The organism is Phycisphaeraceae bacterium (genome assembly GCA_019454185.1).
Classification (GTDB): domain Bacteria; phylum Planctomycetota; class Phycisphaerae; order Phycisphaerales; family UBA1924; genus JAHBWV01.
On sequence record CP075368.1, the window covers coordinates 481,866 to 496,978 of the forward strand.

Here is a 15,113-nt window from a genome sequence, read left to right on the forward strand (position 1 = left end):
GTCCCCGACGGGCGGGACTTCGGGTCGTCAATTTCGGATGGCTCTGCGTGCTCGCCGGTTTGGCACTGTCGCTGCTCGGACTCGACGCGATAGACATCGGAGAGCGCCTGGCACCCGGGCCGGGAGATCCGATCGGACCGATCGAGCAGAAGCAGACGATCTTCCTGTTTGTAGGACTGATCGCGGGCGGACTTGTGGCCTTGCCCTCGTACAGGTTCTTCGCGGTCTTGGCGTGGCCCGCCTACATTGTCGCGATTGCTCTGCTGATTTTCCTGCTGCTTCCCTTCGTTCCAGAGTCGATCGTGAAGCCCCGCAATGGCGCGAGGGGGTGGATCGATCTTGGCTTCGTCGATCTTCAGCCGGCCGAATTCGCAAAGATCGCGTATGTGCTTGCCGTAGCGGCTTATCTTCGGACGCGGCGTAGCCATCGGACGTTCGTCGGGCTGGTGGTGCCGGGAATCATCACGTTTGTGCCGGTCGCGCTGCTCACCCGGCAGCCGGATCTCGGCACCGCGGCCCTCTTCATTCCCTCACTGTTCGCGATGCTGGTCATCGCCGGGGCGAAGATCAGGCACCTCACGCTGATCGTGGCGATCGCGATGATGGCGGCTCCGACTGTCTATCCGTTGCTGGAGCCCCACCAGAAGCAGAGAATCGTCGGGTACATCGGGCAGTTGCGTGGGGATCGGTCCACGGCCAGCGACATCAACTTCCAGGCATTTACCGCGCAGGCGCTGGTCGGTGCAGGCGGATTGCACGGGCAGCCGGAACCACGCGCCCGCGCACTCGTCCATTACAACCGCTTGCCCGAACGCCACAACGACATGATCTACTCGGTGATTGTGTGCAGGCATGGCCAGCGAGGGGGCGTGCTCGCGTTGGGGCTGTACGCGGTTTGGCTGCTCGGCGCGGGGCTTACCGCCTGGATGAGCCGGGACGGCTTTGCCCGGGTCCTGATCTGCGGCGTTATGGGATTCCTCGCGGCCCAGGTCTTTGTGAACGTCGGGATGAACATCGGGCTTCTGCCCATTATCGGGATCACGCTGCCTTTCGTCTCGTATGGCGGATCGAGCATGCTCACGACGTGGCTGATGACCGGGTTGGTGCTGAACGTCGGGCTCCACAGGGCTCCGTCGGTTCGCGGCCGCGGATCCGGCTACCCTGATGGTGATGACGAATAGTCCCAAGCAGGAACAGGGAACAGGACCGCTCTCGCCGCCGACGGAGTTTCTCAGCGCGTGCGGCGAGCTGGGCATCGAGTTCGAAGCTGGCGATGTCGGCAGATTGGGTGAGTACCTGCGTCTGATGCTCGAAGCCAATCGGACGATGAACCTGACGGCGATTACAGAGCCGACGCAGGGATGGATCCGGCATATCCAGGATTCGTTGACACTGATGCCGCTGCTGGCGGATCTTCCGTCCGGGGCGAGGGTGATTGATGTAGGGTCGGGCGGCGGGTGTCCCGGTGTTCCGCTTGCGGTGGCGATGCCCCATCTCTCGTTTGCGCTGCTGGAGGCGACCGGAAAGAAGGCCGCGTTCCTTGAGTCGGTCGCTTCGACGATCGACCTTCAGAATGTGACTGTCTTGAATGGTCGAGCCGAGACCTTCGCGGCATTCAAGTCTCCCCACCGGGAGGCCTACGACGTTGCGGTTGCGAGGGCCGTGGGGCCGCTGGCCGTGGTTGCTGAATTGACGGTGCCGTTCGTCAAAATGGGCGGTCGAGCGTTGCTGATCAAGGGGCAGAAAGCGGACGCGGAGCTCGACGACGCGGTCGGTGCACTGCGGGCATTGAACGCGGTGCATGCCGGAACGGTGGACACACCGACGGGCCGCATCGTGGTGCTCGAGAAACGGGTCGCTACCCCTCGGACGTACCCGAGACGCGACGGGGAGCCGAAGCGGGTGCCCCTACGCTGAATCTCGATGCTCACTTCACGCGAGATCCTGAGTGACGACGGGCCGATCTCGGCCGCCCTTGGTGGCCGGTTCGAGGCGCGCGATGAGCAGATCCGCATGGCCGTTGCCGTTGAGCGCGCGATGGAGCAGGGAACGCACCTCGTCGTGGAAGCCGGAACGGGCGTCGGGAAGAGCTACGCATACCTTGTGCCGGCGATCCGGCGCGCGATCCAGAAGAAGCAGCGCGTGGTGATCGCGACCCACACGATCTCGCTCCAGGAACAGTTGATGGAGAAGGACATCCCGCTGCTTCTTGGCACGCTTGACGGGGATCAGCAGCGAGGATGGGGGCCCGAGTCTGATGTCAAGGCGGTGCTCGTCAAGGGCCGAGGGAACTACGTCAGCGTGCGTCGTCTTCGGCTGGCATCGGAGAGACAAGACAGATTGTTCTCGGATGCGGCTGCGAAGCGATCTCTGCACGTGATCGAAGATTGGGCGTATGAGACCGCGGACGGCTCGCTGTCTTCGTTGCCGCCGCTCGAGCGTCCAGGCGTATGGGATAAGGTCCAGTCCGACTCTGCGAACTGCATGGGAAGGCGTTGCCCGACATACGACCGCTGCTTCTATCAATCGGCACGACGCGAGATGGACGAGGCCAACATCCTCGTCTGCAATCACGCCCTGTTTTTCAGCGATCTGGCGCTGCGAGCAGAGGGCGTCGGCTTTCTGCCGGAATATCACCATGTGGTGCTCGACGAGGCGCACACGGCCGAGGAGGTTGCCAGCGAGCACTTCGGGCTGCATCTGACCGAGGGGCGTGTGATGCACCTGCTCACAACGCTCTACCAGCGGCGTTCCGGCAAGGGCTACCTGCCGCAGCTCGGGCTTCAGTCTGACGATGCCGGCGCTATCGACCGCGCGGTGCATCTGGTCCTTGAGGCGGAGACATCCTGTCGCGTTTTCTTTGCCGAGCTTCTTGCCCTTGTGCAGTCCGGAAAGCTGAAAAACGGGCGAATGCGGTCGCCGGATCTGATCGACAATCCGCTGACGCCGGCGATGAACGCACTGGCACTTCGTCTGAAGCAACTGCGAGAGACTATCAAGAATGAGCCCGATCGCTTCGAGTTGAACGCGTACATCGAGCGAGCGGATCGGATGGCGAAGGAGTGCCGCGCACTCGTCGCGCAGTCTCAACCGGGGTGCGCCTACTGGATCGATGCATCATCGGGCGATGGTGAGGAGAGCGAGTTCGCATCGATCCGTCGGGTTGGGCTCTCGTGCTCTCCGATCGATGTGGGACCGCTGCTGAAGGAGCGGCTGTTCGATGCGGGTCACTCGGTCATCCTGACAAGCGCGACACTCTCCACCCGCTCTGTCGCTCGGGACGCACCGTATGAGCATGTCGAGGCGGCATTTGCCCACACGCTCACGCGGCTCGGTTGCGAGGGCGCGGAACTCATGCAGCTCGGCAGCCCATTCGATTACGCCCGACAGGTCGAGCTCGTGATCGATCGGGCGACCCCGGCTCCGAAGGTGTGGACGCAGAAGAACGGCAGACACAGTGAACGCACCAAGGCCATGAAAGAGTACACGGACGCCCTCGCGGATCGCGTGCTGCTGCACGTGAAAGAGTCTCAGGGCGGGGCGTTCGTGCTCTTCACGTCGTTCTCGACGCTCTTTGCCGTCGGTGAGCGTCTGGCGGCTCCGCTTGCCGAGGAAGGGCTTCCGCTGCTTATCCAGGGCAAGGACGGATCGAGGTCAGAGATCCTGAGGCGGTTCCGTCAGGATGAGCGAAGCGTGCTGCTCGGAGCGGCCTCGTTCTGGCAGGGAGTCGATGTCCAGGGACGCGGTCTTCGGAACGTCATCATCACACGGCTTCCATTCGATCCTCCGGATCGTCCCCTGGTCGAAGCCCGGATGGAGCGGATCGCTGCCAAGGGTGGAGATCCCTTTAGGGAGGATTCAATCCCGAGGGCCCTGATCCGGTTCAAACAGGGCTTCGGTCGCCTGATACGGTCAAGAAAGGATCGCGGGCGCGTCGTGGTGCTCGATTCGAGGATCGCGTCGTCTGTGTACGGCCGCCTCTTTGTCGCGGCATTGCCCGAAGGCGTGCCGATCAGGGTCATAGAACCTGGCAGGCGACCCCCTCGGGAACAAATGTACGACGATTGATCGCAACCTATTGTGGGTATATTTGGGACTTTAGTTGTCGATCGCCCTACCCTTGTCGCCTGATGCGGGTCGCCACGTGCTCTCTGTGGGCGTATGGCGGCTCGGTCCTCTTGGAGCACTACATGCTGGGACGCATCTTCAAAGCGTACGACGTTCGAGGCACCTACCCCGACCTTCTGAACGATCAGATGGCTTGGCAGATCGGATTCGGGGTTGCGAAGTTCTTGCTGAGCGAGGCCAAGGCGGCCGGAGAGACAACGCCGATGATGCGCAACATCATCGTCGGCCGGGATATGCGTACATCCAGCCCGTCGCTTTCGAAAGAGCTGATATCGGGCATCAACACCTTCGGCGCGGATGTGATCGATGTCGGTCTCGTAGACACCCCGTTCGTCTATTTCGCGATCAATCATCTTGATTGCGCTGGTGGTGTGATGGTGACGGCGAGCCATAACCCACCCCAGTACAACGGATTCAAGGTCTCGAAGCGAAAGGCGAAGCCGGCAGGTGAATCTACCGGCTTGGGCGAGGTGCGCAAGCACGCGGCGATGGTCGAGCGTGCGGCCGCACTTAACGCGAGCGGCGGACAGGCAGGTCGGGTTGAGAAGCGGGACCTCTGGGCCGCGTACACACAGCATGTGCTCGGCTTTCTCGACCTGCATGGCAAAAAGATCAAGGTCGTCGTCGATGCCAGCAACGGCATGGCTGGCACGATGTGTCCCAAGATCTTTGGAAAGAACGGGTCGAGTGTTCCTGGCCTGACGATCGTCGAGCTCAACTTTGAGAACTCGAAGGGGCAGTTTGTTCACGAGCCGAATCCCTTGGTGGCGGCCAATCTGAAGCAGCTTCAAGAGTCCGTCGTCAAGGAGAAGGCGGACCTTGGCATCTGCTTCGACGGCGATGCCGATCGCTGTGTGGTGGTCGACGAGAAGGGGAGTATCGTCGGGTGCGATCATCTGATTGCGGTGCTTGCAAGGCAATTCCTGGCCGAGACACCGGGAGCGGCTGTCGTCTATGACCTGCGCTCCACCAAGGCGGTCGAAGAGGACATTCGGGCGGCCGGCGGCAAACCCTTGAGAGGCAGAGTGGGGCACGTGTTCATGAAGGCGCTTCTCGCGGAGAGCCGCGGCGTGTTCGGGGGGGAGCTCTCGGGTCACTTCTATTTCCGTGACAACTTCAACGCCGACTCCGGCGCGATCGCGATGGCAACCGTGCTGTCCGTGCTCGCAAAGAGCGGGAAGAAGATGAGTGAGCTGATCAAGCCGGTCGCGCGTTACGTGCAATCAGGGGAGATCAACTTCGAGATCGAGGATAAGGACGGTGCACTCGCGAAGCTGAAGCAGACGTATGGTCCCGGGACTGCCGCGAACGCTTCGATCGACGATCTCGACGGCGTGACCATCGACTGCTTCTCCACGAAGGGCTGGTGGTGCAACGTGAGAAAGAGCAACACCGAGCCGCTGCTCCGCCTCAACGCCGAAGCCAAGAGCCAATCCACCCTCGATAGGATTATCGCGGAGCTTGCCCCGGTACTCGGGAAGCGTGTCGATCATTAACGCCCGGCACATTGGTATGTTCGTTGTTGGTGGAACATCTCCTCTTGATCGGAGTACGCGCCCGCGATGAACACAAGCACCTTCTTCGAGCATTGGCGGATCGCCGAGAACCCGTTTCGAGGTGAGGAAGCCAGAAGCGACACCGTCTTTGCGAAGCTCGCAGTCGCGTCCTCGGGCACGAGTGGCTCCGGAGGTGCGGCGGGCGCAGCGCTCGCCGGTTCGCACGCCGTACATTCAGACTTTGAGAAGATCGTCGGAGAACTGACTCGCCCTTCGTCTTCCATCGTGTTCGGAGAGAAGGGGAGTGGCAAGACCGCGATCCGCATGCAGCTCGCAGAACGCGTGGCTCGCCACAACCAGAACTCGCCCTCGCAACGGGTGTTTCTTGTTCCTTACGACGAGTTGAACGCAACGCTCGATCGCCTGCACACGCGTGCCGGAGGGAAGGACTCTCTCAAGACTTTGCAGCAGATCCGTCTCGTGGATCACATCGACGCGATCATCTCGAGCGGAGTCACCCGTCTGGTTGACCGGCTGACCGGCCTTGGACCGTCGAGAGTTGACGGCGACTTGCTGAAAGCGTTTCGGCGCCTGCCCAAGCTGGTGCGGAATGACGCCCTGATTCTTCAGGCCGTGTACGACTCGTCCGACCTTGCGACGGACAGGACGCGCCGGATCGCGAAGTTGGCGCGGGTCTTTCCCCCTCGCGACGCGTTGGTCTGGGCTCTTGCTGTTGCGATCGGGTGGTTGCCGCTCGGCGCTGTGGTTGCCTGGTTTCTGATCGAGCCGCCGAAGACGCAGCTCTGGGAGACCGTGTTACCCGGACTGGGTATCGCATGCGCTGCGCTCTACGTCGGGATTCTGGTCGGACGCTTCGTCTGGCGACCGCTCTCGGTTGGGCGTTTAGCCCATCGGCTCGGTCGGCAGATCAGAACTCTGGGGCGGTCCGATGCCTCGCTGACGCGATCTTTGTCCCAGTTGAGGGCTCAGGATCGAGCTCAGTCACGGCTTCCGATCACCGATTCGGACGAGCAGCGATACGCGATGCTCGATCGGCTGCGAGGCGTGCTCGCAGGGCTCGGGTACCCTGGAGTCATCGTTGTGATCGATCGCGTGGATGAGCCCACGCTCATTGCCGGTGATGCCGAGAAGATGAGAGCGTTCGTCTGGCCGATGCTGAACAACAAGTTCCTTCAGCAGGAGGGGCTCGGCGTCAAGATGCTCTTACCGATCGAGCTGCGTCACGCGTTGTTCCGCGAGTCGAGCGCGTTCTTCCAGGAGGCTCGTCTCGACAAGCAGTCGCTTGTCGAGCGTCTGAGTTGGACCGGGCCGATGCTCTACGACCTCTGCGATGCGAGGTTGCGCGTCTGCCTTGCACCGGATGCTCCGGGCATTGCGCTGCTCGATTTGTTCGCAGAGGATGTCACTCGTCAGGACCTGATCGATGCACTCGACCAGATGCACCAGCCCAGAGACGCGTTCAAGTTTCTGTACCGCTGCATCAGCGAGCATTGCTCGAACGTCACGACCGAGCAGGGGCAATGGCGGATCCCGCGTCTGGTTCTTGAGACCGTCCGCAAGCAGGAGTCGGAGCGGGTTCAGGGGCTTTATCGGGGCATCCGGCCCGCCTGAACACGGGCTTAGACGCCTTCATTTATGATTACTCGCGCGGATTCGGGAACCGATCCACACCTTCCGGGCATGAGTATGTTGTGACGACCGCGCTCTCCAATACCCGTCTACCCAACGATTCGATCAGTCTCGATCCTAATCGACCCGGGGTAGGTCTCGATCTTCTCGCCAACACTTTCGAGGCAGACTTTCGATCAATTGCTACGTATCTCCAGCGGAGAACGGGCGATGGCGATCTCGCACGAGAGATCGCGTGCGAAACATATGTCCAAGCCGCATCCTCGATCGAGCGGTGGCGAGATCAAGGACTGCCCCTTCGATGCTGGCTGCTCAGAATCGCAACACGCCGACTGGCGCGCCATGCACGCAGAGAACGCCGTCGTGCGATCAAGCGATGGGTGTTTCACGACGAGCCAGCCGCTTCGGTGCGAGATTCCGGTGAAACCACCCATGTTCACGCAACGCTGCGAAGACTCTCCGAACGCGAGGCGGATGTGCTCGTGCTGCACCATGTCGAAGGCCTCTCGATTGAGCAGGTTGCTGCTGTGCTCGATGTGAGACCAGGAACCGTGAAGTCACGCTTGAGTCGCGCGCGTGCGGCATTCGCACGCGCGTATGCCGCGGAGTTCCACAGCCAAGGAGACACCAGATGAATGCCGACTCCACTGATCCCAGTCGTCACAACACCGAGCATCTTTTGCAGTTGCTCCGGACTGAATCCTGGGACGGGTCTCTGCCATGTCTGTCGACCCTCGCCTCGGGATCGCGGCGGAACCGCCGCATACATACCGTGAGGCGAACAGGCATCGCGATCGCACTCCTTGCCGTTCTAGGCGGCATGGCCTATGCCGGCATCCGCATCGCCTCGCGCTCGTGGCAGGCGACGATCCGCGTCCACGGTGATCAGGTTCGGGTGATGCTGAACGGTCAGGCGGTGGATCCGGACCACATCGAATGGCTACCGGACGGTCGGTGTCTTGTCACGGTCAACGGTGGGCGCGTGCTGATCGATCCAAAGCAGCCCGGTGGTGCGTCAGCCACCATCAGCGTTGATCATCACGACGACTAAGTCGTTCATAAGCGCATCGGATACTTCCACTCAACCCCGGGCTTGTACCCGATTGCGGCGTAGAGCTGCTCGCGTGTCTGCATCTCGCCAAGCAGCGGCTCAACGCTCCCTGTCTCCTGAAGTGTCGCGAGCGCGCGGCTCACAGCACCCATAGCGATACGCAGCATCGAAACAGGGTAGATGACAATCGAGTACCCGATTTCTCCAAACCGCTTCAGCGGAATCATGGGTGTTTTGCCGAACTCGGTCATGTTCGCGAGGAGAAAGTATCGCATGCCCGGCTCGACCTCGCTTCGAAGCAGCGAGGCAAAGCGGGCAAATTCATCTTCACTCGTGAGGCCTTCAGGGAAAATCATGTCCGCGCCGGCATGCAGATACGCCGCGGCACGCTCCACTGCGGCATCGAAACCATCGACGCCTCGCGCGTCGGTTCGGGCACAGACAATGAACGATGGATCCGGAGACTCTCCGGCGGTCTCAGCGGCTGCGCGGATCTTCTCGCAGGCGTGGTCGAGGGGCACGAGCTTCTTGCCATCGAGGTGTCCGCATCGCTTGGGAAAGACCTGGTCCTCGATATGCAGCCCGGCGGCACCGGCACGCTGATACTCGACGACGGTCCGACGAACCATCTCCGACTCGCCAAACCCGGTGTCGGCATCGGCGATGATGGGCAGACCACTGGCACGGTACGATTCGTGGATCACACGCACAAAGTGATCGAGTGTCAGGATTCCGACATCGGGCACGCCGGCTGCCACACTCGTAGCCGCGCCGGAGACGTATGCGGCCTGGAACCCGGCATCGCGGACGGCCAGAGCACACAGCGCGTTAAACGCTCCGGGTGCCGCGACAACGCCACGGGACATCAGTTCACGCAGTCTGGCCCCGGGAGACATGGTTGCTGTGTCCATGGATCATCATAGTGTCAGCCCTTTGAGCGGGCATCTCGCGGCGAATGATGGGTGCGGGTAGACTGCTGCAATGAGACGAACTCTGCAGGTTGCGATAGGCGTGTTGCTGGCTTTGCTGATGCGAGTGCCTTCTGCGGGAGCGGTCGTGCCGGTGCCACGGGCAGGCGATGTGATGGCTCGAATTACTCCTGATGGCGTCCGGCATGCCGTTGAGATGCTCGCGTCTTTCGGAACCCGGCACACGCTGAGCGATGCGGTCTCCGAGACACGCGGCATCGGGGCTGCTCGCAGGTGGATTCGAGGAGAACTGGAGGGGGTCGAGCCGCCCGGTCGTCTGTCGGTGTTTGATGAGTCCTTTATCGCGCCGAGGGGGCCGCGCATCGATGTGCCCACGGAGTTGGTCAATGTGATCGCGGTGCTACCAGGAAGCATGCCAGAGGCGACCAACCGACGGTATTACGTGGTCGGTCATTACGACAGCCGTGCGAGCGATCAGATGAACCGAGAGATCGACGCACCGGGCGCGAATGATGACGCTTCGGGTGTGGCGGTTGTGATCGAGTGTGCAAGGGCTCTCGCCTCAGAACGACTGGATGCCACGATTGTGTTCCTCGCGACGCCCGGTGAGGAGCAGGGGTTGCTCGGAGCACACTACCGGGCGTCGCGTGCGAAGTCAGATGATGAAGACATCCGCGCGGTTCTGAACAATGACATCGTCGGCGATCCGATGGGTGAACCGGGCCTGATCCGGGTCTTCAGCGAGGGCATACCTCGGAATGCGACTGCGGAAGAGCTCGCGCGGATTCGAGGGCTCTCAGCCGAGAGCGATGGCGGAAGCAGGCAGCTTGCTCGCTATGCGGAAGAAGTGGCTGCGATCGAGTCGTGTTCAGTCAGACCGATGATGGTCTTCAGGCCAGACCGCTTCCTCCGTGGCGGGGATCATTCAGCGTTCAATGAGCGGGGATTCGGCGCGGTGCGATTCACGGTCGTACACGAGGACTATGACCGGCAGCATCAAGACGTCCGAGAAGAGCGGGGGCGTCGGTACGGAGACACCGTGGAGCACGTGGATTGGGAGTATCTGGCGGGTGTGGCGAGATTGAACGCGGCTGTCCTTCTGCATCTTGCGAACGCTCCATCGACCCCTGCGAATGTCCGGATCGTGACCGCTCAGTTGGAACGATCGACGACGCTGCGCTGGCAGGCAAGTCCTGAGCCGGACGTTGCCGGGTACAGGGTCGTATGGCGCGACACGACCGAGCCGAGGTGGACAAGCTCCATGGATGTCGGAAATGTCACAGAGGTGACGCTGCCTCTCAACAAGGACAATGTCTTCATCGGTGTCAGGGCGTACGACAGTGACGGATACCAGAGTCCTGTCGGCTTTGCGGGCGCGGCTCGGGACTGACAGAGTGAAGTGGGGTCCCGAGACCGATTCTCTCAGAATCCTGCGTACTCGCTCACGCGATGGACTTTTTGAGGAGTTCGGCCTTGTCAGTGCGTTCCCAGGCAAAGAGGGCACCCTGGGGCTGGCGACCAAAGTGGCCGTGACGGGCAGTGGATCGGTAGATCGGTGCGCGAAGGCCGAGGGTGTCGATGATGCCGCGGGGCGTCAGCGGGAAGACCTCACGAACGGCTCTTGCGATCTTGTCCTCGTCGGCTTTCGCGGTCCCCTGGCAGTCGATGAACACGCTCGTTGGTTCGGCGACCCCGATCGCGTATGAGACCTGAACCTCGCATACGTCGGCCAGACCCGCCGCGACGACGTTCTTTGCGATGTAGCGGCACATGTACGCCGCGGAGCGATCCACCTTGGTCGGGTCTTTGCCGCTGAAGGCGCCGCCGCCGTGCCGTCCTCGACCGCCGTATGTATCGACGATGATTTTGCGCCCCGTGAGCCCGCAGTCTCCGTGCGGTCCGCCGATCTCGAAGCGGCCGGTAGGGTTCACGTGGCACGTGACGCCGGGATTCCACCATTCGCCGAGCACGGGTTTGAAGACATGCTCGATGATCTGCTTCTTGAGATCTGCCTGACGGTCATTCCAAGTTTTATCGTGTTGGGTGGAAAGAACAAGCGTATCGACACGCACGGGGCGTTGCCCGTTGTACTCGATAGTGACCTGGCTCTTCGCGTCGGGCCGCAGGCCGGGGATGAGGCGTTCGCGGCGGACATGGGCCTGCTGCTCGACCAGCCGGTGGGCGAGCTGGATCGGAAGCGGCATGAGTTCCGGCGTCTCGCGGCAGGCAAATCCGAACATCATTCCCTGGTCACCCGCGCCGTCTCTATCTACGCCCATGGCGATGTCGGGCGACTGCCTCTTGATGGATGAGAGCACTGCGCACGATTCGTAGTCGAATGCCATGTCACCAGAGGTGTACCCGATCTCGCGGATCGTCTCACGGACGACATCGGGTATCTCGACGTATGCCCGCGTGGTCACTTCACCTGCGACGACCACCATTCCTGTTGAGACCATCGTCTCGCACGCGACTCGGGAGTACGGATCCTCGCCGAGCATGGCGTCGAGAATCGCGTCGGAGATCTGGTCGGCGACCTTGTCGGGGTGGCCCATTGAGACGGACTCTGAGGTGAAGAGGTGGGACCTGCCCATGGGTGCTCCTTGAGGGGTCGAGTCGTGAGTGCCGGGGTTTGGTATCGTCCGACTTCCGATCCTAGAGAGGCGAGCGAAACCGGGCAAACGGGACGGTCTCTCAGGTCAGATTCCCTGGCGACACTCGGCAAGATCATGGTCAAGGATGACTGCCGCCTGTTCCCAGAGGGCGTGGTCAAACCGATTGACCTCACGGATCATCTGTGCAGCGTCTGAGCCCTCGGCGTCGTCGGAAGGGCTCGCTCGGATATCCGCAGCAACCCCTGTGATCTCGGTCGTGGTCCTATTGAGGTGCTTCACTGGATGTGCCTGCCAGCCCATCCGATCGCAGAGCATCGCGTGGAACTCGCCCAGCCGCTCGGTCGTTCCAATGAATTGGATGGATGACAGCCGCTCGCACGCCACCTCGAACATCTGTCGTGTGACAGCACCAAATGGTGTGCCCTCCCGCCCGACGGAGGCGAGCGTCCGAGTCATGTCGTTGTCGAGTTCGGGTGTCATGCGCCGGCTGACACAGTCGCCCAATGAGAGCCCGCCTTGGGCGACCACCCCGTGGAATCGGTGACGCGGGGTCTGGAGGACGTACCGGTGCCACGAACGAAGTCGTGCGACCGGCTCACGAAGCAGGGTGATGTATGAGTACGGCCCCGGGAGATGCTCGTGGACTCCGTACAGCATGTGCCCCTCGACGAGCCCGAGAGCGGCCCTTTCCTCCCGCTTCATAGCCAGCAGAGGGGTGTGGTCATGGTTCATGAGTTTGATCGAGGGGCGCGGGGATATTGAATCGATCAGCGTGGCACGGAGACTTGTGCCTCCGGTCTTGGGGAGGTGAAGGAAAATCAGCGTTCCGTGGCCAGAGGACATCTCCGGGAGCGTAGGGTGAGGTCGGGCGTCATACTCTTGGCCCATGGCCCGAAAGGCATCGACCAGACCATCCGTTCCCTCCAAGACGCGTCCGGACGTCGCTTCGGACGTTTCCCAACGATCCCTCACCTACGCGGACGCGGGGGTGGATCTCGACACATACGACCAGTTCATCGATACGGTCGATTCGGTGCTCAAGCGGACGCACGGGCCGAGGGTGATCCAGAACCCGGGGGGATTCGCCGGCCTCTTCCGGCTCGATTACAACGAGAAGCTCTTCAAGCGGAACTACAAGGATCCGGTGCTCGTCGCGTGCACTGATGGCGTTGGGACCAAGGTCTCGCTCGCTTCGAAGGCAAGGATCTTCGATGGGCTGGGGATTGATCTGGTGGCGATGAGTGTCAATGACCTCATCGTGCAGGGTGCTGAGCCCCTGATCTTTCTGGATTACATCGCGGTCGAGAAAGTGGATAAGAGGGTGCTGGGCACGCTTTTGAAGAGTGTTGCCGAGGGGTGCAGGATCGCTGGGTGCGCACTGATCGGCGGGGAGACCGCGGAGATGCCAGGCGTGTACCGCTCTGGGGAGCTCGACATGGCGGGCTTTGCCGTGGGCGTGGTGGAATTGAGACGGGCGATGAACCCACTCCGTGTCCTGCCCGGAGATGTTGTTCTTGGGCTTGCTTCCAGCGGCGTTCACTCCAACGGATACTCGCTCGTGCGCAAGGTCGTCGAGCACGCGGGCCTCGAGCTGGACCGTGTCTATCCGGAGCTTGAAGGACCAAAGGGCGAGGACAAGGGCAAAACGCTGGCTCAGGTGCTGCTGACGCCGACCCGGATCTACGCCGATTCAATCGTTCGGACGATGCGTCAATACAAAGTGAAACAGGTCGTCTCGGGCATGGCGCACATCACTGGAGGCGGACTGGCCGACAATCTCGTCAGGGCGCTGAGCGACAAGGTCGATGCCAGGATCGATGCCGGCTCATGGCCGACGCTGCCGGTCTTCCGGTTCCTCCAGAAACACGGCAATATCGCAGAAACTGAGATGCGCCGTGTCTTCAACATGGGGATCGGATACTGCGTGATCGTGAAGCCCACTTTCGCCGATGCGGTCGCTGAGCGCCTTGCGAAATGTGGCGAGAAGGTCTACCCGATTGGCAAGATCGTGAAGGGGACGGGCAAGGTTACGGGCGCGTGATCCGAGTTCGCTCGGAAGTCACTCCGCGATCAGGTCGTATTTCTCCGGCAGCCGCGGGACGATCACGATCACAATCCGCTTCCCGATCTTGCCATCAGGATCGGAGAGGGCAGATGTGAGCATCGCTTCGCCGACGGACGGAATGGTGCCGGCGAAGGGTCCGACGCGTGTGGCTTCGGCGATGTTCTGTTCTCGCTCGCGAGCCGCGGCTGAACGCTCTGCACGTTCGGAGACCTTCGTCCAGTCCGTAGCAGGCGACTCGGGCACGATGAGGTAGGCGACACGGCCGTCTGCCGACCAGCCGGCGCGGAGCCGAGTGAACACGAGTCCGTCGTCTTCGATCGACCACGGACGGGACTCGAGTGCAGCGAGCTCGCGGCGCTTGGTCGCATTCGGTTCGACGTGCTGCGGCACGAGTTCGACGCGGATTGTGGGTGTCCCGTCGCCGCTCGGTGCGGTCCAGCACCTGGCGAGCAGGCGCATGCGGCCACCGTCGAGAACAAGCCGCCCGCCCTCGCCGGAATCAAGCTGAATCGCCCGGCGTCCGTTGAAGTCGGGTCCTGAGACAACCTGCGTCCAGGTCGGGAGCAATCCGAGCCACTGGGTGTGGCCGACTGTACCGGCGTCGAGTCGTGACTTGACCGCGCCAAGGTCGTCGATCGGTACACGCAGAATGCGCAACCCGTTCGCCCACCACAGCGAGCGAGTCTGCTCGCTTAGATCGAGCGGAGCGACCGGCGATGCCAAGTCGGTACCCGCAGTTGGCGTGTCCATCTGGGAGATAGCGGGTTGACCCGTTTCGACTCCCCGTCTTTCGGCATACTTTGCCAGGGCCGCACCGATGAGGGACTCTGGATCATCGACGACCCACCACTGGATCTCTATGCCGGACTGGTTACCGACAACGCCGACGGAGAGCGTTCGATCGGGCTGGTCAGATGTGGCGCCTGAGGGCCGAGACGCGACGATCCTATCGCCCGCACTGTCGCCGGAGGTTGGAGCATGAGTGCTGCATGAGATCAGGATCCACATCGAAAGGACAAGAAATAGTGTGGCAACATTGCGTCTGCGACCGACCGCAGATCTCTCAAGGACGTGCACATCAGCGCGATGCGGTGGGCATCTATAGCGGTTGCCCGTCAGATGTCGGGGTAAAGGGTGCATGGATCCGAGATCATGGTATCCGCTTCGCGGCGCGGTTCT

The 15,113-nt window shown here is 61.8% G+C and carries 13 protein-coding genes; 9 read left to right on the forward strand and 4 right to left on the reverse strand.

The window, feature by feature from the left end:
- Window positions 1-47 precede the first annotated feature (47 nt).
- The 7 genes from KF838_01995 to KF838_02025 all read left to right on the forward strand — a co-directional run bounded on the left by KF838_01995 (window position 48) and on the right by KF838_02025 (window position 8,325).
- Entirely contained in the window at window positions 48-1,181 is a 1,134-nt protein-coding gene (locus KF838_01995; GenBank protein ID QYK48635.1) for an FtsW/RodA/SpoVE family cell cycle protein, read from the forward strand.
- The gene (rsmG, locus tag KF838_02000; protein ID QYK48636.1) at window positions 1,171-1,917 is read left to right on the forward strand and encodes a 16S rRNA (guanine(527)-N(7))-methyltransferase RsmG; all 747 of its coding nucleotides are present in this window, start codon (window positions 1,171-1,173) and stop codon (window positions 1,915-1,917) included. Before KF838_01995 ends, rsmG begins: the two co-directional genes overlap by 11 nt.
- A 6-nt stretch (window positions 1,918-1,923) precedes the next feature.
- Window positions 1,924-4,068 carry a hypothetical protein gene (locus KF838_02005; GenBank protein ID QYK48637.1) on the forward strand — a complete coding sequence of 715 codons (2,145 nt, stop codon included), beginning with the start codon at window positions 1,924-1,926 and terminating at the stop codon, window positions 4,066-4,068.
- The gene (locus KF838_02010) at window positions 4,065-5,624 is read left to right on the forward strand and encodes a phosphomannomutase/phosphoglucomutase (GenBank protein ID QYK48638.1); all 1,560 of its coding nucleotides are present in this window, start codon (window positions 4,065-4,067) and stop codon (window positions 5,622-5,624) included. The genes KF838_02005 and KF838_02010 overlap by 4 nt, the downstream gene beginning before the upstream one ends.
- A gap of 66 nt (window positions 5,625-5,690) precedes the next feature.
- Complete coding sequence (locus tag KF838_02015; GenBank protein QYK48639.1) at window positions 5,691-7,256, forward strand: hypothetical protein; 1,566 nt, start codon at window positions 5,691-5,693, stop codon at window positions 7,254-7,256.
- An 80-nt stretch (window positions 7,257-7,336) separates the two neighbouring features.
- On the forward strand, window positions 7,337-7,909 hold the full coding sequence (locus tag KF838_02020; protein QYK48640.1) for an RNA polymerase sigma factor: 573 nt from the start codon (window positions 7,337-7,339) through the stop codon (window positions 7,907-7,909).
- A 137-nt stretch (window positions 7,910-8,046) separates the two neighbouring features.
- A complete protein-coding gene (locus KF838_02025) occupies window positions 8,047-8,325 on the forward strand; it encodes a hypothetical protein (GenBank protein QYK48641.1) in 279 nt (92 codons plus the stop codon).
- 5 nt (window positions 8,326-8,330) lie between these two features.
- On the opposite strand, the gene KF838_02030 is transcribed toward KF838_02025, so the two are convergent.
- Entirely contained in the window at window positions 8,331-9,236 is a 906-nt protein-coding gene (locus KF838_02030; GenBank protein ID QYK48642.1) for an isocitrate lyase/phosphoenolpyruvate mutase family protein, read from the reverse strand.
- A gap of 70 nt (window positions 9,237-9,306) precedes the next feature.
- Between KF838_02030 and KF838_02035 the strand changes: the two genes are divergently transcribed.
- Complete coding sequence (locus tag KF838_02035) at window positions 9,307-10,644, forward strand: M28 family metallopeptidase (protein QYK48643.1); 1,338 nt, start codon at window positions 9,307-9,309, stop codon at window positions 10,642-10,644.
- A 52-nt stretch (window positions 10,645-10,696) separates the two neighbouring features.
- On the opposite strand, the gene metK is transcribed toward KF838_02035, so the two are convergent.
- Window positions 10,697-11,848, reverse strand: coding sequence for a methionine adenosyltransferase (gene metK / locus KF838_02040; protein QYK48644.1), 1,152 nt, complete (start codon window positions 11,846-11,848; stop codon window positions 10,697-10,699).
- Window positions 11,849-11,953: 105 nt separating this feature from the next.
- Window positions 11,954-12,712, reverse strand: a complete 759-nt coding sequence (locus KF838_02045) for a sulfotransferase family 2 domain-containing protein (protein ID QYK48645.1) — start codon at window positions 12,710-12,712, stop codon at window positions 11,954-11,956.
- A 43-nt stretch (window positions 12,713-12,755) separates the two neighbouring features.
- On the opposite strand from KF838_02045, the gene purM reads away from it, so the two are divergent.
- Window positions 12,756-13,910, forward strand: coding sequence for a phosphoribosylformylglycinamidine cyclo-ligase (gene purM, locus KF838_02050; GenBank protein QYK48646.1), 1,155 nt, complete (start codon window positions 12,756-12,758; stop codon window positions 13,908-13,910).
- An 18-nt stretch (window positions 13,911-13,928) separates the two neighbouring features.
- Here purM and KF838_02055 read toward each other — a convergent pair whose 3' ends face one another.
- Window positions 13,929-14,942 carry a hypothetical protein gene (locus KF838_02055; GenBank protein ID QYK48647.1) on the reverse strand — a complete coding sequence of 338 codons (1,014 nt, stop codon included), beginning with the start codon at window positions 14,940-14,942 and terminating at the stop codon, window positions 13,929-13,931.
- Window positions 14,943-15,113: the final 171 nt, after the last annotated feature.

Bases quoted from the DNA above. Each gene is read 5' to 3' on its own strand.
- rsmG (QYK48636.1), top strand. From the start codon at position 1,171: ATGACGAATAGTCCCAAGCAGGAACAGGGAACAGGACCGCTCTCGCCG.
- KF838_02005 (QYK48637.1), top strand. From the start codon at position 1,924: ATGCTCACTTCACGCGAGATCCTGAGTGACGACGGGCCGATCTCGGCC.
- KF838_02015 (QYK48639.1), top strand. From the start codon at position 5,691: ATGAACACAAGCACCTTCTTCGAGCATTGGCGGATCGCCGAGAACCCG.
- KF838_02030 (QYK48642.1), bottom strand. From the start codon at position 9,236: ATGGACACAGCAACCATGTCTCCCGGGGCCAGACTGCGTGAACTGATG.
- KF838_02035 (QYK48643.1), top strand. From the start codon at position 9,307: ATGAGACGAACTCTGCAGGTTGCGATAGGCGTGTTGCTGGCTTTGCTG.
- metK (QYK48644.1), bottom strand. From the start codon at position 11,848: ATGGGCAGGTCCCACCTCTTCACCTCAGAGTCCGTCTCAATGGGCCAC.
- KF838_02045 (QYK48645.1), bottom strand. From the start codon at position 12,712: ATGTCCTCTGGCCACGGAACGCTGATTTTCCTTCACCTCCCCAAGACC.
- purM (QYK48646.1), top strand. From the start codon at position 12,756: ATGGCCCGAAAGGCATCGACCAGACCATCCGTTCCCTCCAAGACGCGT.
- KF838_02055 (QYK48647.1), bottom strand. From the start codon at position 14,942: ATGTGGATCCTGATCTCATGCAGCACTCATGCTCCAACCTCCGGCGAC.